Origin of the sequence: Antricoccus suffuscus, assembly GCF_003003235.1 — a bacterium.
In the GTDB taxonomy this organism is placed as follows: Bacteria; Actinomycetota; Actinomycetes; order Mycobacteriales; family Antricoccaceae; genus Antricoccus; species Antricoccus suffuscus.
Window position 1 is genome coordinate 95891 of record NZ_PVUE01000006.1, and the last position, 19298, is coordinate 115188.

16 protein-coding genes are annotated in these 19298 nt (G+C 64.6%); 5 read left to right on the forward strand and 11 right to left on the reverse strand.

Translation table 11 applies throughout. The features are described from left to right. Position 1: 1 nt before the first annotated feature. Together CLV47_RS09085 and CLV47_RS09090 are read left to right on the forward strand one after the other, a co-directional pair. The gene (locus tag CLV47_RS09085) at positions 2–802 is read left to right on the forward strand and encodes an alpha/beta fold hydrolase (RefSeq protein ID WP_146135335.1); all 801 of its coding nucleotides are present in this window, start codon (positions 2–4) and stop codon (positions 800–802) included. Further along, positions 795–2108 carry a hypothetical protein gene (locus tag CLV47_RS09090; protein WP_177557515.1) on the forward strand — a complete coding sequence of 438 codons (1314 nt, stop codon included), beginning with the start codon at positions 795–797 and terminating at the stop codon, positions 2106–2108. The genes CLV47_RS09085 and CLV47_RS09090 overlap by 8 nt, the downstream gene beginning before the upstream one ends. A 3-nt stretch (positions 2109–2111) precedes the next feature. On the opposite strand, the gene CLV47_RS09095 is transcribed toward CLV47_RS09090, so the two are convergent. From CLV47_RS09095 to CLV47_RS09110, 4 genes are all read right to left on the reverse strand, one after another. After that, positions 2112–2729 (reverse strand): methylated-DNA--[protein]-cysteine S-methyltransferase, encoded by a 618-nt coding sequence (locus CLV47_RS09095; RefSeq protein WP_106348717.1) that lies wholly within the window; start codon positions 2727–2729, stop codon positions 2112–2114. Beyond that, the gene (locus CLV47_RS09100) at positions 2726–3232 is read right to left on the reverse strand and encodes an RNA polymerase sigma factor (RefSeq protein ID WP_106348718.1); all 507 of its coding nucleotides are present in this window, start codon (positions 3230–3232) and stop codon (positions 2726–2728) included. The genes CLV47_RS09095 and CLV47_RS09100 overlap by 4 nt, the downstream gene beginning before the upstream one ends. A gap of 43 nt (positions 3233–3275) precedes the next feature. After that, on the reverse strand, positions 3276–3773 hold the full coding sequence (locus tag CLV47_RS09105; RefSeq protein ID WP_106348719.1) for a methylated-DNA--[protein]-cysteine S-methyltransferase: 498 nt from the start codon (positions 3771–3773) through the stop codon (positions 3276–3278). 87 nt (positions 3774–3860) lie between these two features. Further along, entirely contained in the window at positions 3861–5321 is a 1461-nt protein-coding gene (locus CLV47_RS09110; RefSeq protein WP_106348720.1) for a peptide MFS transporter, read from the reverse strand. 133 nt (positions 5322–5454) lie between these two features. Between CLV47_RS09110 and CLV47_RS09115 the strand changes: the two genes are divergently transcribed. Then, positions 5455–7056: an AMP-binding protein gene (locus tag CLV47_RS09115; RefSeq protein WP_106348721.1), complete on the forward strand. Its 1602-nt coding sequence runs from the start codon at positions 5455–5457 to the stop codon at positions 7054–7056. Between the two features lie 24 nt (positions 7057–7080). Here the strand turns inward: CLV47_RS09115 and CLV47_RS09120 are convergent, their stop codons facing one another. From CLV47_RS09120 to CLV47_RS09140, 5 genes are all read right to left on the reverse strand, one after another. After that, complete coding sequence (locus tag CLV47_RS09120; protein ID WP_106348722.1) at positions 7081–7602, reverse strand: gamma carbonic anhydrase family protein; 522 nt, start codon at positions 7600–7602, stop codon at positions 7081–7083. Positions 7603–7732: 130 nt separating this feature from the next. Beyond that, positions 7733–8629, reverse strand: a complete 897-nt coding sequence (locus CLV47_RS09125) for an amidohydrolase family protein (protein WP_106348723.1) — start codon at positions 8627–8629, stop codon at positions 7733–7735. A gap of 211 nt (positions 8630–8840) precedes the next feature. After that, positions 8841–11291 (reverse strand): hypothetical protein, encoded by a 2451-nt coding sequence (locus CLV47_RS09130; protein WP_146135336.1) that lies wholly within the window; start codon positions 11289–11291, stop codon positions 8841–8843. Positions 11292–11609: 318 nt separating this feature from the next. Beyond that, complete coding sequence (gene panB / locus CLV47_RS09135) at positions 11610–12494, reverse strand: 3-methyl-2-oxobutanoate hydroxymethyltransferase (RefSeq protein WP_106348725.1); 885 nt, start codon at positions 12492–12494, stop codon at positions 11610–11612. Between the two features lie 55 nt (positions 12495–12549). Continuing rightward, positions 12550–13326, reverse strand: coding sequence for a Rossmann-like and DUF2520 domain-containing protein (locus tag CLV47_RS09140; RefSeq protein ID WP_106348726.1), 777 nt, complete (start codon positions 13324–13326; stop codon positions 12550–12552). 89 nt (positions 13327–13415) lie between these two features. On the opposite strand from CLV47_RS09140, the gene ligD reads away from it, so the two are divergent. Beyond that, complete coding sequence (ligD, locus tag CLV47_RS09145; RefSeq protein WP_106348727.1) at positions 13416–14390, forward strand: non-homologous end-joining DNA ligase; 975 nt, start codon at positions 13416–13418, stop codon at positions 14388–14390. Positions 14391–14396: 6 nt separating this feature from the next. Here ligD and helR read toward each other — a convergent pair whose 3' ends face one another. Together helR and CLV47_RS09155 are read right to left on the reverse strand one after the other, a co-directional pair. Next, positions 14397–16619 (reverse strand): RNA polymerase recycling motor ATPase HelR, encoded by a 2223-nt coding sequence (gene helR, locus CLV47_RS09150; RefSeq protein ID WP_106348728.1) that lies wholly within the window; start codon positions 16617–16619, stop codon positions 14397–14399. Positions 16620–16874: 255 nt separating this feature from the next. Further along, positions 16875–18125 carry an amidohydrolase gene (locus CLV47_RS09155; RefSeq protein WP_106348729.1) on the reverse strand — a complete coding sequence of 417 codons (1251 nt, stop codon included), beginning with the start codon at positions 18123–18125 and terminating at the stop codon, positions 16875–16877. A 145-nt stretch (positions 18126–18270) separates the two neighbouring features. On the opposite strand from CLV47_RS09155, the gene CLV47_RS09160 reads away from it, so the two are divergent. Continuing rightward, complete coding sequence (locus CLV47_RS09160; RefSeq protein WP_106348730.1) at positions 18271–19296, forward strand: LLM class F420-dependent oxidoreductase; 1026 nt, start codon at positions 18271–18273, stop codon at positions 19294–19296. The last annotated feature ends 2 nt before the right edge of the window (positions 19297–19298 follow it).

The following is a 19298-nucleotide window of genomic DNA, read 5'->3' on the forward strand; positions in this document are numbered from 1 at the left end:
GATGCCATTCTTCGACGGCGCCCGCGGGCGCGTGTTCTACCGCAACTGGCTGGCCGACGAGCCGGCAGCGACGATCGTTTTCCTGCACGGGTTCGGCGAACACTCCGGGCTGTACGAGAGGTACGCCGCGGCGCTCAATGCTCGCGGTATTTCACTGTGGGCGCTCGATCAGATCGGACACGGTCAGAGCGACGGACCGCGCGGCCACGTCGACTCTATGGACGATCTTGTTGCCAACGCCGCGCAACTCGTAGCCCTCGCTTCCCAGGACCACCGACCGATCACTCTCCAAGGCCATTCTCTCGGCGCGGCAGCCGCCACGGTGTTCGCACTTCGCGAACCGGCGCTCTTCGATCGGCTTGTCATCTCCGGCGCGCCACTGAGCGGATCGGACTGGATGATCGAGGCCTTCGACGCGCCGGCCGACGCCACCCTCGATCTCGATCCAGCAGACCTGTCCAGCGACCCCGATTACCTGCACGCGTTGGAAAACGACCCGCTGGCGTTCACAGAGGCCGACGTACTCGGCACCCTCAGCCGGACACTGCCCACAGCGTGGACCGAGGTCGCAGAGCGAATCGCGAGCCTTACGATCCCGGTCCTCGTCGTACACGGTGAGGAGGACCCAGTCGCGCCGTACGCCGCAACGCTCGTCGCAACTGAACCACTGCCCGACCGTCACATCGCGTTGTTCCCCGGCGCGAAACATGACGTCCTCAACGAGACCATGCACGCAGAGGTCGCGACCGCCATTGCCGACTTCGTCCTCGATCATCAGCCGCACGGAGCAACCGATGCATGAGAATGGCCTTCCTCCCGTCCGTATCGGCACCGCCGAGACCGACGCGCTACGCCGGCTTACGGAGTTCAGCCTTCTCGATGCCCTACACGGCAGGCGATCGCGACGATTTCCCGTCGGCGGTCACATTCCCGCGGGACCACTCGCCTACCAGAGCGAGCACGACATCCAGCCCCTCAGCGACCTTGAGCGTGCGATTGTGCTGGCATCGGTCGCGGGTGTGACCGGCTGGCACACGGCGATCAGTCACCATCCGCGCTACGCACCGGCGCTGCCGGACTATTCCGGTGGCGCGGCCGGACGGACATTCCCGTCCGCCGCCGGATTCGAGATCGTGGAGTTCTTCTTCACCGACGAGTCGGGCACCTACTTCCTTCCGACTCGCGACGCGACCCCTGACGTCCCTTTTACCGAAGGAGAAGGGTTTACCGAGGCACGGCTTAATGGCGTGCTGGCTCGCGCGCAGCGGCTCAGTTCCGAACGCATCTGGATCCCACGCGAGGAGCCGTTCCTCGAAGGCCACAACACCTGGATCGCCAATCACCCTGGATCGCTACTTGTCATACCCGTGGCGGATCTGGCGCAGCACACGATTGCCAACCTCGCGTTCTTCGTGCGCAATGGATTCGTCATCTACGACGACATCAACAACCGTCAGATACCTGGGATTGAGAAGTACGCCGATATCGCCAAGGTCGGCGAGCCGCTCCCGTTGACCTTCCTCGAACAATATTCACTGACCGAGGCGACCGCCGAGCTGATGACCGCGTCGTACAACGGGCACTTGGTGCTGGGCGCGCTCGGGCTCGGCGGGTGGAGCTTCGACGGTATCGACCGGCTCACGATGCTCGGCGCTTCCGGCCGTGCCGATGTGCCTGGCCTCGGCTTCCGGTACGACGAGGACGAACGCTGGCCACTTCCCAACCCCACAGGCCTTCCCGGCGTATTCGAAGGTTTCTGCCGCCCGCACTTCGATTCGGTTGGCGATGCGATAGACAGCTACTTCGAGCGAAAATACGGCGTCGGCGGGCCATTCCATCCGGACACTCCCGGACCGTGGACCGAGAGCAGCGCCGTACGTGCCGCGGCCGCACGGCCGGACGCTCGATTCACCGAGTTGATGAAACTGCAGGCGACCTACATCGACGACACCTTCGGAAAGTTTCCAGGAACGGTGCCGACAATGTGGATCATGAACTACCTGCAGGCCCAGCACCTCGACACCGATTACTACGACAAGCTCTTCAACCCCGGCGCCTACCTATCGACGCATCGCGATCATCAAGATCTCTGGCACCGCGACTCGTAAGAACTAGTGGCTGGATTCGAGCGTGAGCAGCGTTTGCTTGGCCTGCGGCCCGCCGACGTAGCCACCAGCCGAACCGTCCGAACGAACCACCCGGTGGCACGGTACGACGACCGGCAGCGGATTGGTCGCACACGCCGTACCGACGGCGCGCACGGCCTTGGGGTTGCCCGCGGCAGCGGCTATCGCACCGTAGCTCGCGGTGTCGCCGTACCGAATCTCGCGAAGCTGATCAAGAACCTGTCGCCGGAAACCCCTTGACAGACGGAAATCGAGCGGTACGTCGAACCCGTCGCGTCGATGCCCGAAGTAGTCGTCGATCTCACGTGCGACCAGATCCAGTCGGCCTGGCGCTTCGAGCACCCGTGGGCTGATCCGCTCGGCGAGCAGCGTGAGCACCTTGTCGTGGTCTTCAATCGCATAGGCGACTCGCACCAATCCTTCGACCGTTGCGGCGAGCAGCAGCGTGCCGACCGGCGTATCAATAGTGCGGTAGGCGACGTCGAGAATCCCGTCGTCCTGCGCTCGCGCGGACAGGTCTGCGTGCAACCTCTCGAGGGTCCGCGTCTCATCGGTCGCGGTAACGGCGCCGAGCAGTTCGCTGTCGCTCAGATTCGTGTTCATGTTGCTCCTGTCTGGTACGCCGTCCGCAAATCGCGGTCCGCGCGTAGTGCCTTCATGCCGTCGGCGGCAGCGCGCCGGGCGGCAGATTCGTTGTTGCCGAGGATGAGCGCGACCTCCTTGTAGGGCAAGCCCGCGATGTGGTGGTAGGCGATCGCCTCACGTTGTTTGACTGGCAGGCTCTTCAGCGCGCTCCACAGCGCGTCCTCGTCCTCCCACGACCGCGAGGCCGCTTCCACTTCCCGTTCTGGTAAGACCTCCACCGGCGTCGGGTTGCGTGCCGCTGCTCGGTGCTGGTCGATCGCTTTGCGCTTGGCGATGGTGACCAGCCAGGCTTCGATGTTGCTGCCGGCCGGCAGCGCTGGGTAGGCCCGCATCGCTGAAAGGAACGTCTCGGACCACGCATCATCCGCCGCTGCCGGCCCGAGCACCGCCCGGCACACTCGCAGCACCGTCGGTCCATGGACGCGCACCACGTCCTCGAACGGCCGCACAGTCACAGTCATACTTAGCAGACGCGCGCGGACTGCAAGACGTGAGATCGGGGCATCAGAACAGCGTCGCTTCGGCCGGTATCGGATTTTCCAGGTCCAGCAGGAACCGCTTACGCTCCAGCCCCCCGGCGTACCCGGTCAGCGAACCGTCGCTGCCAATGACCCGGTGGCAAGGCACGATGATGCCGATCGGGTTTTTACCATTCGCTGACGCGACCGCGCGGATGGCAAGCGGATCGCCGTAACGATCGGACAGCTGCGCGTAGCTGATCGTCTCGCCGTACGGAATCTCGCGGAGCAGCAACCACACCTTGCGCTGGAAATCGGTGCCGGCTGGGTCCAAGTCCAGGTCGAACTGAGTGCGAACACCGGCGAAGTATTCGGCGAGTTGGCTCTCGACCTGATCGAACCCGACCGTCGAGGACTCACCGAAACGATCGGCCGAGGGCAGATGTCGCTGGTTGCGCATATAGAGCCCGCACAGCACGCCGTCGCCCGTGAGGACAAGCGTCAGGTCCCCAACGGGAGAGTCAATTGTCTTGTGACTCGTCATCTGCGACCCTCTCTCGTAAACCGTCTCTCACTGTCCACCACCGGTACGACAACTTCCAGGCGCCGCTGTCGGCTGACGACACCCAAACTAGTGAACGCCGCCCATCAGCTCGCGGATCGATTTGCTGAACGCAGCGAGCAGCAAGCCGATAACGATAGCGATCGCGCCGAGGACTCCGAAGTAGACGGCCTCGTTCTTCTCACTGTAGAACTTCGCGAGCTCGCCGGAGGCGGCCGTGCCGAGCGCGACGGACAAGAACAGAAGCGCCACCATTTGGGTCCGGAACGACGCCGGAGCAAGTTTCGTGGCCAGCGACAGACTCACTGGGGACAGGAACAGCTCACCTACGGTAAACACGAACAGAATCCCGACCAGGCCAAGCAGCGGCGCACTATTGGGGCCGCCACCTGCCATGAACAGAAACAGCAGGAACCCGACGCCGATCAATACTGTGCCCACGGCAAACTTGATGGGCGTGGACGGTTGACGTGGACCAAGTTTTGTCCAGAGTGTCGCGAACACCCCGGCCAGGATGATGATGAAGACGGGGTTGATCGACTGCACCCACGACACCGGCATCTCCCAGCCGAAGATATTACGGTCCAGACGCTTGTCGGAGAAGATGGTGACGACCGTGAACTGCTGCTGATACAGCGACCAGAAAGCCGCACTCGCGATAAACATCGGGATGAACGCGTAGACCCGCTTGCGTTCGACATCGGTAATCTTGCTGCGCAAGATCACTACGAAATAGCCGATCGCGGCGACAAGACTGACGAGAATAACGATATTCGCGAGGTTCGTCGCCTTGATGACGCCAGTGAGCGCGAGAACCACGATCAGTACGAGGACAACGACCGCCGCACCAATAACCTTCGATCGGGCGGCCGGCGGCAACGGGTTGGGAACCTCCCGCGCCGCGCCAATCAGATGCCTGCGCCCGATTGAGTACTGGATGAGCCCGAGCGCCATACCAACTGCGGCGGCGCCGAAGCCATAGTGAAAGCCGAAGTCTTGCTGGAGCACGCCTGTGATCAGCGGACCGATAAGGCCGCCGATGTTGATTCCCATGTAGAACAGTGAAAAGCCGGCGTCGCGGCGTTCATCCTGCTCGCTGTACAGGGTCCCCACCAGCGCCGTCGCATTAGCCTTGACCCCACCACTGCCCACCGCGACGAGCACTAGTCCGACCCCAACTCCGGCGATGCCAGGAATCAGCGCGAGCCCGATGTGGCCGAGCATCACAAGTATGGCGCTATAGAACAACGTGCGCTCGGATCCGATGAGACGGTCAGCTACCCACGCGCCAATGATGGTGGACAAGTAGACGAGCCCGCCGTACGCCCCGACGATTCCGGCAGCGGTCGTCTGGTCTATACCAAGACCGCCTTCGGCAGCGGAATAGTAGAGGTAGATCAGCATGATCCCTTGCATGCCGTAGAACGAGAATCGCTCCCACATTTCCACGCCGAAGATGTGGACCAGCACTCGCGGCTGGCCGAAGAACCCGGTGTCCCGGTCGGTCGCCGTCATTTCGGTAGATGCCATGTCAGTCAGACTCTCACGGCCGACCCCGCACGCCAATCAGCGACATGAGCGGATAAGTGCTCACCTCGGCTTACCTGGCCCTGTCGTAAAGTCGTCAGCGGTCACCGACATGTACAACCTGAGGAGCGCACACATGAGGCAACTACCCCCGATCGATCAGCGGACGTTGCCGCACGCGATGCGACGAGCACTTGATCGGCATCCGGACAAGATCGCGCAACGCGGACCGGAGGGCGAATACACCTTCGCCGAATGCGCCGAACGCTCGCTACGGATCGCCGGTGGCCTTGCAAAACTCGGCGCTCAATTTCAAGACACGGTCGCGATCATGCTCGACAACTCACTCGATTTTGTCCATCTTTGGTTGGGTCTGGGGCTGACTGGCGTGGTCGAGGTGCCGGTCAATACGGCGTATAAGGGCCGCTTCCTCATCCATATGCTCACCGACTCCGCGGCCCGGATCCTGGTCATCGATGAGAAGTACGTGCCTCGCCTCGAGGAGGTACTCGAGGACGTACCGACACTCGAGACCGTTGTCGTGCGCCGTACCGACCGCGACTCCGTCGCCTACACCCTGCCCGGCCGTGACGTGGTGTCGTTTGACGATCTGCTGCACGCCGAACCTGCCGCGATCTGCGACGTCAAACCCTCGGACCTTATTGCCTACATGTACACGTCGGGTACGACGGGGCTATCCAAAGGAGTGGAGACCAGCCACGCGCACTCCTACACCTATAGCTCTCGCGAAGACTCCACACGGCCCGTGGCCGAGGACGTCGTACTCGTGACGCTTCCGCTGTTTCACTTGGCCGGTCAGTGGTACGGCGTCTATCAGGCGCTCATCGCCGGGGCGACGTGCATCCTCGAACCGGGCTTCTCGGTGTCACGGTTCTGGGACACCGTGCGTGCCAATGGCGTCACGGTCACGATCCTCCTCGGCGCGATGGCCCAGATGCTGCAGCAGCAGGCACCACGTCCCGACGATGCCCAAAACCCGCTCCAGCTAGCCGTCATGGCGCCACTCGCCAGCGACGTGGCGGGGTTCCGCGCCCGCTTCGATGTCGAGATAGGCGGCGTGTACGGAATGAGCGAGATAGGTGCCGTGCTCGGCTCCGACGGCGACAAACTCGTGCCAGGCGAGGCCGGGATGCAGCGGGACGGCTACGAACTGCGCGTCGTGGACGACGAAGGCAACGAGGCTCCCGTCGGCACCGCCGGCGAACTGTGGGTGCGACCTGTTGAGCCGTTGACCGTCATGAGCGGCTACCACAACTTGCCGGAGAAGACCGCCGACACCATCATCGACGGTTGGGTGCACACCGGGGACGCCTTTCGCCGCGACGAGCACGGCCACTTCTTCTTCGTCGACCGGATTAAGGACGCGCTACGTCGACGCGGTGAGAACGTCTCCAGCTTCGAAGTCGAGGCGGTCATCAACGACTATCCCGCCGTACTCGAATCGGCCGTCGTCGGTGTGACCTCAGAGCTGACCGAAGACGAGATCAAAGCAGTCGTCGTGACCCGTGAGGGCGAGACTATCGACCCACGCGAACTGACCGAATTCCTGATCAAGCGCCTGCCATACTTCATGGTGCCGCGCTACCTGGAATTCCTCGACGAACTTCCTAAGACGCTGACGCAGAAGATCCAGAAGCACATCCTGCGCACCGAGGGCGTCGGCGCGAACGTCTGGGACCGTGAAGCCGCGGGCATCGTCGTACGCCGCGACAGTTGACCAAACCAGCCCGGCCGGGTGCTGTCAGTCCAGCCGGGTCACGGAGGCGCTGTGCCGGCGCGCCAGTTCCTGGTATGCCAATGGGTTGCGCTCCACCCAGACCCGCGCGCCAGGGGTAAGCGGGCCGGTCGGCTTGGCCGGCGAGCCGATCGCGAGGGTCTCGTCCGGGATCTGCGTATTGGGTGCGACGAGGGATCCGGCGGCGACGAGCGCACGAGCCCCGATTACAGACCCGTCCTGCACGGTCGAACCGTTGCCGATCAACGCCTCCTCGCCGATCACCGATCCGTGGATGACGCATTGGTGGCCGACGGTCGCGCCCTCCCCGATGCGCGTGCTGTCCGGTCCGCCGTGAATCACGGTGTTGTCCTGCACGTTGGCGCCGGCGGCGACAATGATCGGTCCGAAGTCGGCGCGGAGTACGCAGCCGTACCACACGGATGCATTCTCCTCGACCCTGACATCGCCGATGAGGACCGCGGTTGGGGCGATCCAGGCCGTCGGGGCGACCTCCGGTTTGGCGTCCTCGAACGAGTAAAGCGGCATACGGCACTCCTTGAACTGTCGATAAATACCTATCCGGCTCCGACAGTATCTCAGCGATGTTTTGCCGCTGCCACGAGCGATCAATCCCAGCTTTGCAGTGCCGTCCCCTTCATCTCAGGCAGCAACAGCACTATGCGGTGAAGTCGTACAGCCTCGCCGGGTTGTCGACGAGGACGAGATGGCGTACTTCTGGATCCGGGATCCAGTCGCCGATCAGGTTGCGCATCCAACCGGTGTCGGGCATCGCGTACGGCGGAGCGACGTGCGGCCAGTCGCTGCCGTAGACACACCGCGTCGGTGCCGCTGCTACGAGGGCGGCGGCGAATGCGCTCGCCGCGGGGTAGGTCGGCGCCTGGGGGTCTATTCGGTAAGCACCGGAGAGCTTGACCCACCCGCCGTGATCACGCACCAGAGTGAGCAACGATACGAACGCGGGATGATCGACACCCAGATCGGCTGGCATGTGGCCCATGTGGTCGATGACGACGGGAACGGGCAGCTTCGTGAGCCTGGGCATGAGCTCCGGAAGCTGGCGGGCATCAACCAACAGCTGCAGATGCCAGCCGAGTGGGGCGACCTTGGCCGCGAGCGTCTCCATCCCGTCAAACCCAACGCCGCCGCCGAACAGCACGTTCAACCGCGTGCCCCGCACTCCCGCTGCGTGCAGGTCGGCGAGTTCGCTGGCGCCGATGCTCGGATCAACTACTGCGACGCCACGCAGCCGGTCTGAATTGTGCCGGAGCGCGGTGAGCATGTAACTGTTGTCGGTGCCGTTGACGCTGATCTGGACGAGGACGCCGCGTCCCATCCCTGTGGCGTCGAGCATGGCCAGATAGTCCGCCTCGGTCGCGGGCGGTGGCGTATAGCTGCGATCGGCGACCATCGGATAGCGCGGGTCGTCGCTGACAACGTGTGCGTGTGTATCGCACGATTGGTCCGGAAGATCGAAAGATGCTGGCTGTACCTGGGAACTTGGGGCTTCACACCGAGGTGCAGCCTGCGTCGGGGGTGATGTCGAATTCGTCATCAATAGCTAGTCCGCCGGTAGTGGGTCTGGGCTGATTGCACACCAACATACGGCGGTACGCCGAAATCCGAAACACCTGCGCCTCGTGTCGTCACTCCCCCGGAGCCTTTGCGGATCACGTCGTATTTCCGTGCCACCCCGGCCATGGCGCGCAGAATGCGGCAGCCACAGCCGGGGCGAACACGTCACTCCCCCCGGAGTCTCTTGCGGATCACGTCGTATTTCCGTGCCACCCCGGCCATGGCGCGCAGAATGCGGCAGCCACAGCCGGGGCGAACACGTCACTCCCCCCGGAGTCATTTCCAATCAAGTCCAAAGACCACGTTGCCTCGGCCGCGACTGTGCTCGAGGCGGCAGTCGTGGCCGAGGCAACCACGTCACTCCCCCCGGAGTCCTCGACGCCTACAGCGGAAATCCGCGCCGCCCCGACCGTGGCCGCGCTAATAGCGGCAGCCGCGGTCGGGGCGGACACATCACTCTCCCCCGAGCTCTTCCATGGTGTGCTGCAGGTCGTTTTGAATGCGGCGTGTACGGCCGCGAGATCCTGGACCAGGACAGCCGTCAGCGGCGCCATGAGGCGCGAGCGGACGGCGTGCAAGGAGGTCGACAGGTGCGCAGCATTTGCGCAATTCAGAGTGAAGATTCGATCGCTGGCAAAGGCGAAATCCGCCTGCGCGGCGAGGACGTTGATCTGCTCGGAGGAACCCTCGATCAATGATGAGGGGCGTCTCGACGAGCCGACCGGGGCTGTGCTGTACAGAAGCGCTGTGCTGTTCAGAAGCAGTGAGGACGTGCCGGAGGTTGTGGTAGGCGCGCTCGTTGCTGGAGGCCCCCGCGCGCTGGCAGAACATAGTTCGGAGCCAACACCTGAAGTGGTCGTCTCCGAGATGGCGGCGCGACCCGGAGCGGTTAGCACGATCGAGTCGGACAGGTCCGCTTGCCCGGACGAGGCGTCGCCGCCGGTCCAGTGCGCAGCGGCGGTCGTCACGATTGCCTCGGATGTCAGCGGCTGCTGCGGAGCGGGCTGGCTCGGCGTACCTGGTGCGGCCGGACCATCGGTTGTCAGAGGTGCAGCGGCCGAGGTGCCACCGCTGCCTGCTGCGCCGGAACGGGCACTCTGCGCGACAACGCTTGCTTTGGACGACTTGCCTCCGACAGCCTCAGACTCATTGGCCGAGCCGAACGCCGTGAATTTGACGCTGCTGCCGATGATGGTCGAACCATCCACGCGGATGGAGTCATCCGTGGCCATGGCACCACTGAGCGTTCCGAGTGCTCGGAACGAAACGGCGCCGCCATGATCGTCTGACCCACATTTCGGGAAACCGTTGCCTGCCACCAAGTCGATCGTGCTGCCGGGGTTGACCACAATTGTTGTGCCGACTACCTCAAGGTCCATACCTGGCGCGTCAAGTACGCCGCTGAATACGATCGCCCCGCCAGTATTGATGAGCTTGATACCGCCGGCGGTGATCGGGATCAGCATGTCCGGCATCGATCCGCTGGCGCTGCGAATAACCAGGAATCCCGGGTGGTTCGGGTCGGCGGTGACTTCCCACGTGTCACCGCTGGAACCGGTCACGACAATGCGGTCGGTACCGGTGACCGTCGGCGGGCTGACTACCGGCGGCGGAGCAGCGACCGTTGCGGCGGGTTGGTCGACGGGGATCGGTGTCGGCGTCGAGACCAAGTTGGGCTTGGATGCGCTGGTGGACGACGACGACGTCGTGGCCGTCGGTGGAGCGGTGGCCGTCGGTGGCGCAGTGTCCGCCGGTGGCGCAGTGTCCGCCGGTGGCGCAGTCTCCGCCGGTGGCGCAGTCTCCGCCGGTGGCGCAGTCTCCGCCGGTGGCGCAGTCTCTACCGGTGGCGCGGTCTCTACCGGTGGCGCGGTCTCTACCGGTGGCGCGGTCTCTACCGGTGGCGCGGTCTCTACCGGTGGCGCGGTGGCCGCCGGTGGTGCGGTGTCCGTGGGCTTAGCCTGGTCGGTCGATGGCACTGTCGCCGTTTGGGTATCCGCGGTGGTTTGCGGGGCAGCGCGGGTTTGCGGAGCGACCTTGGCGCCGCCCTTCTTACTACCTTGACTCTCCTGGTCGGACTTGTCTTGACCATTGGCGCCAGGTCCGCCTTGTGATTGAGCCTTGTCGGGATCTTCCTGCTTCGCAGGTGCTGGCGCGGATGGATCGACTTCAGACTTGGCGTTGCTGGACTGTTCGTCCGAGGCGAGCGTGATCCCGCTCAGGCCTGCGCGGTTCGTCGGCGTCCATGTGGCCGGCTGCGCCAAGGAGTCACCAGATGTCGTGTGCTGCCACATTGTTGGCTGCGTCGACGTCGCCTCCGACGCAAGGTGTACGGCGCCGGCCGCACTGAATCCAGACCCTGACGACCCAGACTTGGACGCCACGGCGACGGCGGTGGACAACACGGCGCCGCGGGCACGTTGCCACCCGATATCGTCGGGCGAACTCCATGGCGTTCCCGCAGAGACTGTCCCGCCGGCGGCAGGAGCTGGCGCAACGGGGTTTGCCGCGGCGGGCGCAAGGTCTGGCGTCAGTGGCATCGAGATGGCGGGCCGATCCACTGTGACGTCGGGCTGCGCCACCACCGTTGCGCTGCCGTGTGACCCACGGGGGCTATAGAGATCACCGACGTTTTTACTAGGCAACTGAGAGGCGTTTGCCGATGATGCCCGCGCCGAAGTAGGTCCCGCACAGAGCGCGATCGCGAGCCCAAAGCAGAGGACCACTATCACGAAGTTCCGGTATCTGCGAGGCAGGCTTTGCACAGCACGGGACGCGGCAGGCCAGACAGATTGTCTGGAGTTGCCGGATCCCCCCATGGTCGGCCTCCGTTCGGCAGCAAACGACTAACCGTGGAAGGCCCCACGCACCGAATCCGCCATACATCTAGACAGTGCAGAATAACCCGGCTTTCACTCCGTCCGCAACCGAAACGCCGGACGGCAGCGGTCGCGCGCTGACTGTCAGTCGAGTAACTCGCGCAACTTTACGACCTCCTCGTCCCGCATTGTGTATTCATGCTCGGGCTGCGGGTATCGCCCGTTGCGTACGTCATCGGTATAGGCCGTCACGCCAGCAATCATCTGGCCGCGAATTTCGGCATAGCGCTTCACGAACTTGGCCGCGTGTCCGGCGTACATGCCCAGCAGATCGTGGAAGACGAGTACCTGCCCGTCAGTGGAGGGCCCGGCGCCGATGCCGATGACCGGCAGGCTCAGACGCTTCATGATCACGTCGGTCAACTGCGATGGAATGGCCTCGAACACGATCGAAAAACAACCCGCGGCCTCCAGACCTTCGGCGTCCGCGACGAGTTCGCGCGCACGGACGGCGTCACGCCCCTGTGACTTGTAGCCACCTAAGGCCGTCGCAGTCTGCGGTGTCAGGCCGATGTGTCCCATGACCGGGATCCCGGACTCTACGATTGCCTTGGCACGCTGGATCGACGTACCGCCGCGCTCGAGTTTCACCGCGTCACAGCCGGCTTCCTTGACGAAGCGTTGCGCGGTACGCACGGCTTGCTCGTCGCTGACCTCATATGACCCGAACGGTAGGTCCCCGACCAAGAGCGGACTCGACAGCCCTCGGCGTACGGCGGAGCACAGCATCAGCATCTCCTCGACGGTGGCCGGAACTGTGCTCGGGTATCCCAGAACCGTCATCGCGCCGGAATCCCCTACCAGTACGACGTCGACGCCGGCTTCTTCGGCGACCTGCGCGCTCGGAAAATCGTAGGCGGTGACCATCACGATCGGCTCGCCACTTGCTTTCTTCTCGGCCATGCTTGCTAGGCCGAATGGTGTACGTGCTGCCCGCGGCACCGTATCGGTGCTTGGTCGGACGCTCATAGTTGTTACCTCCTGTGACCGCGGTTCCGGTCGCCTTATCTGCGTGCTCGCTCAGTCATTCGGACGGGGCCGGTTGCTCTGAGAGAGCCTGGGTGCGTTCGACGAATACGTCGAACAGGGTGAGCAGCTCGGGAGCCACTCGCCCAATGGCGGCGCGTTGACGTGCGACCGTCGCATGGTCACCCCTGGAAACGGGTCCAGTGAGTGCCGCACGCGGCCCGCGCGCCGCCCAGTTCTGTACTGCCGCCCGCACCAGCGGCACGAGCATCTCGTGCGCGGTCGGTGCGTCGATTGCCGCGCCGCGCGCGATCCGTTCGGCGGCGTCCTGCAGGGTAATGAGAAAGTTCGATGCTACGCAGGCCGCCGCGTGGTACGCCGGACGATCTTCATCGTTAATCTCGAATGGATGCATGTGCAGCATGCCAGCAAGTCTGCGTGCAAAATCGAGCGCCGTCGGCGTCGTACCCCCAATCGCGCAACTGACCCCGTAGAACCGCTCCGGTCCATCGTCACCGATAAATGTTTGCAGCGGATGGATGCCAAACACGGCGCAGCCCGGCGCATCGATGACACTCAATGGCGTGGCGCCGCTGGTATGCCCGATCAGGGGGACTATTCCGGCGTACGCCGGCGCGACGACCGCAATCTGGTCGTCTGGGACGCACAGCACGACGGCGTCCGGCGTACCGATGACGGCGTCGCGCCCGAACGGCCCGGCCACCCGTACGCCGCCGTCCCGAAGCGCCCGCGTCAGCACAGTGCCCAGCCGCCCGCCGCCGACGACGGCAATGCTTTGCGGCACGGCAATGTCTACGCTTTCGCGCGATGGCATCTCAACTCCGATCCACGGACCCGTAGCAGCAGTAGTCTCCTCGGGTGGGTCTATCCAAGACTATCGCGTCTGGAGATAGGTTGAGCAGCATGACTCCGCCAGCAGCACAGTCAGAGGCAATAGAGCTCGCGGTCGGTGAGCGCACGGTACGGATCTCCAACCCCGGGCGGATCTACTTTCCCGCGCGCGGTGAGACCAAACTCGACCTCGCGAACTACTACCTCGGTGTCGGCGACGGCATCGTCCGGGCGTTACGCGAGCGGCCATGCATGATGCACCGGTTCCCTTCGGGTATCAGTGGCGACAAGGTCCATCAGAAGCGGCTGCCGCGCGGCGCGCCGGACTGGGTGCAGACTGTCCGGGTCTATTTCCCCCGCTATAGCCGGCACGCCGACGAACTGTGCGTGACCGAGTTGGCGAGCGTGATCTGGTCGGTGCAGATGTCGACGGTCGAGTTTCATCCGTGGAACTCACGGCGTACCGATGTCGAGGTTCCGGACGAGTGGCGGATCGATCTCGACCCGATGCCGGACTGTGGATTTGACCGAGTACGCCGAGTGGCCCATGTCGCGCACGAGGTGCTCGACGAGCTGGGCGCGGTCGGCTGGCCGAAGACCTCCGGTGGATCGGGCCTGCACATATATGTGCGAATCGAGCCCGAGTACGGGTTCTCCGACGTACGCCGAGCGGCCCTAGCTTTCGCCCGCGAGGTCGAACGCCGTGCGCCCGACGACGTCACGACGACCTGGTGGCGCAAGGATCGCGCGCCGGACAAGCTCTTCGTCGACTACAACCAAAACACCCGGGATCACACCATCGCCAGTGCGTACTCGGTGCGCGGCAACCCGGAGGGGACCGTCTCGACGCCGATCCGCTGGGGTGAGATCGACGACGTAGAGCCTCGGGACTGCACGATCGCGACGGTGCCTGGTCGCTATGCCGAACTAGGTGACCTGCATGCCGGCATCGACGACGCGGTGTTTTCGCTGCGGCCGCTGTTGGAATGGGCCGACCGCGACGAACGCGACGGCGCGGATGACCCCGGCGACCCGAACGAGGCTTAGGTGACCTCAGCCAGTGAGGATGACCAGTTGCTGTGTCGCGCGGGTCATCGCGACATAGCGGTCGACCGCCCCTTCGATACCTCCGCCGAACGACTCGGGGTCGATCAGAACGACGAGGTCGAACTCGAGTCCCTTGGACAGCTCCGGGGTCAATGACTGGACGCGGGAGGTCGCTTCGAACGTCGGATCGCCAATCACGCAGGCGATCCCCTCGACGTGCTCTGCGAGCCAGATCTCAAGGATCGAGTCCAGATCCGACGTCGGCCCGTGTACGACGGGAATACCGCTGCTGCGGATCGAGGTCGGCACGTTGGCATCTGGGAGGGCTGCTCGGATGACCGGCTCGGCTTCTGCCATGACTTCCTCCGGCGTCCGGTAGTTGACGCTCAGAGACGCCAAGCTGACGCGGTCGAGGCCGATCCGTTCGAGCCGTTCTTGCCACGACTCAGTGAAGCCGTGTCGGGCTTGCGCGCGATCTCCTACGACGGTGAAGCTACGCGACGGACAGCGCAGTAGCAGCATCTGCCACTCGGCGTCGGTCAGTTCCTGCGCCTCATCTACGACAATGTGCGCAAAGGGTCCGGCGAGCAGGTCCGGATCGGCGGTCGGATGCGCCGCGTTGTCGACGAGCGCCGCCCGCAAGTCCTGGCCACGCAGCATCGACATCACGTGCATATCGGAGTCGTCGGTGGCGATGAGGTGGTCTACGACCTCGGACATGCGCTCGCGCTCCGCGGCAAACGCCGCTTCCCGCCGCTGACGGCGACGGGAGATCTCGGGGTCGCCGAGCCGTTGCCGCGCCGCGTCCAGGAGGGGTAGGTCCGAGATCGTCCACGCGTGCGCGTCGGCTCGCCGCAGCGCGGCCACCTCCTCGGGCGCCAGCCACGGGGCGCACATACGCAGGTAGTCGGGCACCGACCATAGGTCCCCCACTATGTCGGTCGCTTCCAACAGTGGCCACGCCCGTCCAAAGGCACGCACCAGCTCGCGGTTCGCCGTGAGCGACCTGCGGAGCTTGTCGTCGGGATCTGCGCCGCCGCGCCCGTACGCGTCGAACTGGTCATCGTCGTCATCGTCGTCCCAGCCGGTCTCCACAGCGTCGTCGAGACCGACCCTGAGCTTGTCCACCAGAATCGCGAGTAGTGCGTCCCAGATCTGGTCGCGCGCTTCGTTGTGCGGCGTACCCGCCTCGGCCGACTCGAACGCCTCGGCCCAGTCTCGGGTGCTGATCCAGACGTCGGCCCACGGGGTCTCGACACTCACCCCGTCTGTCGGCAACTTCTCGTACATACCGACCGCGGGCTCAATCGCGCGCACCATGTCCGCCGTTGACTTGAGGCGTGCCACCGCGCGATCGGTTTCGGCGGTCGCCGTCGTCCCTTCGGGCACGAGGTCCCGGATTGTGGTCGTCTGCACGCCCTCTTCTCCCAGGCTGGGCAGTACGTCGGAGACATACGCCAGGTAGGGCTGATGTGGACCGACGAAAAGAACGCCGCCCCGGTGGTGCCCGACACGCGGATCCGAGTAGAGGAGATAGGCGGCGCGGTGCAGAGCGACAACGGTCTTTCCCGTTCCGGGACCGCCGTCGACGACGAGCGCGCCGCCCGATCCGGCGCGGATGATGGCGTCCTGGTCGGCTTGGATGGTGCTGAGGACGTCGCGCATGCGGGGCGATCGATCGCTGCCAAGGCTGGCGATGAAGGCGGACTGGTCATCTAGCGCCGCGCGTCCTTCCAGGCCGTCCGCGGTAAACACTTCGTCCCAGTAGTCGCTGATTCGGCCGCCGGTCCAGCGATACCGGCGGCGACTTGTCAGACCCATCGGGTCGGCATGCGTCGCGCCGAAGAACGGTTCGGCCGCGGGCGATCGCCAGTCGACCAGCAGGCGGCGGCTGGCGCCGTCGGTGAGTCCAAGTCGTCCGACGTACACCGGCTCGGTGCCGTCGGCGCCGACCATCCGTCCAAGGCATAGGTCCAGGCCGTAGCGGCGCAGCGTACGCAATCGGGACGACAGCCGGTGGACCTCGAGGTCACGATCCATCGCCTCCTGACCTTCGCCGGCTGGCGCCTTGAGCTCGACTTCGAGGCGGTCGGACAGGTCGCAGATCGATTGCTCAAGACTCCGCGCGATCGCCGCGAAGTGCCGCTCGTCGCCGGCGATCAACGCCGGGTCGGCTTTGGGCGCGAGGTGGTCGGGAAGGTCAAACGCGCTCGCCGTCGTTGCACTCACGCGCTCACGACCTTGCGCAGCCGTCCTGCCGCCATCGATAACAACACCCGCATTACACAACTCCCGTTTCCGAAGGATTGGCTCCGGTCGGCAATTGTGCGGCACTGCTGGGGGCTTGCCGCAAGCCCCGGGGTGCGCTATAGATTGAAAGTGGAAGAGAGTTCAAGCCTTCCCGCGCTGTTGAGCACACTCCAGCGGTTTACAAAACCTCGAATGAGCGCCGTATCAAATGAGCGGCGTGTCGCGCTACGCCGGCTACTTCAGCCCAAGCCACTCCAGAGCCGCGACGATAAGTGCGGCGATCCCGGTGTCAAGCGTCGGGCGGATCTGTGGGGCGAAGTACGCCGAATGGTTGGACGGTATATCGCGCTCGATCGTCCCGGCCGCGACCGCGGCCCGATACTTGTCGGGGTCCGTACCGCCAAATAGCCAGAACACGATGGGCGCCTCCACCGCCGTGGCGAGTTGACCGACGTCCTCGCTACCGGACACCGTGCCCGGGTCAACGACCATGCTGTCGCCGAAGGTCTGCCGGAACGCCACATTCACCCGCGCCGTGGCTGCCGCATCGTTGCGGAGCACCGGGAACGACTCCTTCAGGGTGATCTCGGGCTCGCGGTCCGTGCCCGAGGCCTGAGCCTCCGCTCGCACCACTCGGTGGACCGCATCCTTCAACCGGGTCCGGACCGACTCATCCGCCGATCGCAAACTCAGGCCGAGCATCGCCTCGTCGGAAATGATGTTGTTCGCCGTACCCGAATGGATCTGGCCTACTGTCAGCACGGCCATCTGGCTCGGCGTAATCTCCCGGGCCACCACTGTCTGCAGGCGCATGACCGTCGCCGCGGCCATCACGATCGGGTCGGTCGTCGTCTCCGGTCGCGACCCATGCCCACCCTGACCGAACAGTCGCACATCGAACGAGTCCGCTGCTGCGAAAGCGGCGCCGGCGTGAACTCCGACCAGCCCGGCCGCGACCGGCGCAACATGCTGCCCAAGTACGACGTCAGGCTTCGGCACGCGATCGTATAACCCATCTGCGACCATGGCGAGCGCTCCGGCCCCTTGCTCCTCGGCTGGCTGAAAGAGCACGACCAGAGTGCCCGACCACGCATCGGCACGGCGTACGAGCGCGTCGGCGGCGCCGAGCAGACAGGCGACGTGCATGTCGTGCCCGCATGCGTGCATCACCGGCACGTCCCGGCCGTCGCGATCGGTACTGCGCGCCGTACTCGCATAATCCAGGCCGGTCGCCTCGAGCACCGGCAGCCCGTCCATGTCGGCACGCAGCAGCACCGTGCGACCCTCGCCCCGCCGCAGGACTCCGACGACACCGGTGCCGCCGATGCCTGTCTGGACTTCATATCCGAGCGCCGTCAGCCGGGTCGCGACGATGCCTGCGGTCCGGTGCTCGGCGAAGGACAGTTCTGGATGTGAGTGGAGGTCTTTGTAGAGTTCGGTGAGCCCCGCAGCGATGCCGGGTACGTCGGCCAATTCCGTGTTCATCGCGCCAGCTTCCCGTCCAGACCAATGATCATTGATCAATCGCAGCCTAGCGGAGGCGGAACCGGCACGAAAGGCGTGCGCGCCAGTGCCTGCTACTGTGCGCCCGGGGCATTGACATCGCGCCATCCAAATAGAGGAGACACGCATGAAGCTGGGTCTAGCACTGGGCTACTGGGGATCGCGCCCACCGGACAACCTGCTTGAGACGGTCACCGCTGCCGAGGATCTCGGCTTCGACTCAGTTTGGACGGCCGAGGCGTACGGCTCGGACGCTCTGACACCGTTGGCGTGGATCGGCAGCCACACCTCAAAGATCAAGCTCGGCACGTCGGTTATCCAGCTGTCTGCGCGCACGCCCGCCGCGGCGGCCATGGCGGCGATGACGCTGGACCATCTCAGTGGCGGCCGGGTGGTGCTCGGCATCGGCGCATCCGGGCCGCAGGTTGTCGAGGGGTGGTACGGCGAGCCGTATCCGAAGCCGCTGGCACGTACCCGCGAGTACGTCGAAATCTTGCGCAGCGCTATCGCTCGCGAGGTGCTCACCTACGACGGCAAGCACTACCAGCTCCCGTTGCAAGGCGGCGCCGGACTCGGGAAGGCATTGCGCTCGACGCTGCACCCGATCCGCACGGACATGCCGATCATGCTCGCCGCGGAAGGCCCGAAAAACGTAGCCATGTCAGCGGAAATCGCGGATGGCTGGATCCCGCTGTTCTACTCCCCGACCGATGACCAGCACTACCGCGACTCGCTCGCGGAAGGATTCGCCAGGCCGGGTGCACGGCGTACGGCGGCGGACTTCGAGGTGCCCTGCATGGTCTCGGTCCATATTCAGGACGACGTCGAGGCCGCCGCCGACAACATCCGGCCGCACCTTGCGCTGTATGTCGGCGGCATGGGCGCGCGCGGCGTGAACTTCCATTACGACGTGATCGCTCGGATGGGCTTCGAAGCCGAATGCGCCAAGATCCAGGATCTCTACCTTGCCGGGCACAAGAAGGAAGCGATTGCCGCCGTGCCGCTCGCGATGGTCGAGAAGATTGCCCTCGTCGGTCCGCGCGCCAAGATCAAGGACGAGCTGCCGCGGTGGCAGGACTCCTTGATCACCACGATGATGGTTCGCGGCGATAGTCCCGACACCTTGCGCACCATGGCCGAACTCCTCGGCTAACG

Coding starts and splice junctions, on each gene's coding strand:
- panB (WP_106348725.1), bottom strand. CDS start 12,494: ATGAGCGTCCGACCAAGCACCGATACGGTGCCGCGGGCAGCACGTACA.
- CLV47_RS09115 (WP_106348721.1), top strand. CDS start 5,455: ATGAGGCAACTACCCCCGATCGATCAGCGGACGTTGCCGCACGCGATG.
- ligD (WP_106348727.1), top strand. CDS start 13,416: ATGACTCCGCCAGCAGCACAGTCAGAGGCAATAGAGCTCGCGGTCGGT.
- CLV47_RS09100 (WP_106348718.1), bottom strand. CDS start 3,232: ATGACTGTGACTGTGCGGCCGTTCGAGGACGTGGTGCGCGTCCATGGA.
- CLV47_RS09125 (WP_106348723.1), bottom strand. CDS start 8,629: ATGACGAATTCGACATCACCCCCGACGCAGGCTGCACCTCGGTGTGAA.
- CLV47_RS09085 (WP_146135335.1), top strand. CDS start 2: ATGCCATTCTTCGACGGCGCCCGCGGGCGCGTGTTCTACCGCAACTGG.
- CLV47_RS09105 (WP_106348719.1), bottom strand. CDS start 3,773: ATGACGAGTCACAAGACAATTGACTCTCCCGTTGGGGACCTGACGCTT.
- CLV47_RS09140 (WP_106348726.1), bottom strand. CDS start 13,326: ATGCCATCGCGCGAAAGCGTAGACATTGCCGTGCCGCAAAGCATTGCC.
- CLV47_RS09120 (WP_106348722.1), bottom strand. CDS start 7,602: ATGCCGCTTTACTCGTTCGAGGACGCCAAACCGGAGGTCGCCCCGACG.
- CLV47_RS09090 (WP_177557515.1), top strand. CDS start 795: ATGCATGAGAATGGCCTTCCTCCCGTCCGTATCGGCACCGCCGAGACC.
- CLV47_RS09110 (WP_106348720.1), bottom strand. CDS start 5,321: ATGGCATCTACCGAAATGACGGCGACCGACCGGGACACCGGGTTCTTC.
- CLV47_RS09155 (WP_106348729.1), bottom strand. CDS start 18,125: ATGAACACGGAATTGGCCGACGTACCCGGCATCGCTGCGGGGCTCACC.
- CLV47_RS09160 (WP_106348730.1), top strand. CDS start 18,271: ATGAAGCTGGGTCTAGCACTGGGCTACTGGGGATCGCGCCCACCGGAC.
- CLV47_RS09095 (WP_106348717.1), bottom strand. CDS start 2,729: ATGAACACGAATCTGAGCGACAGCGAACTGCTCGGCGCCGTTACCGCG.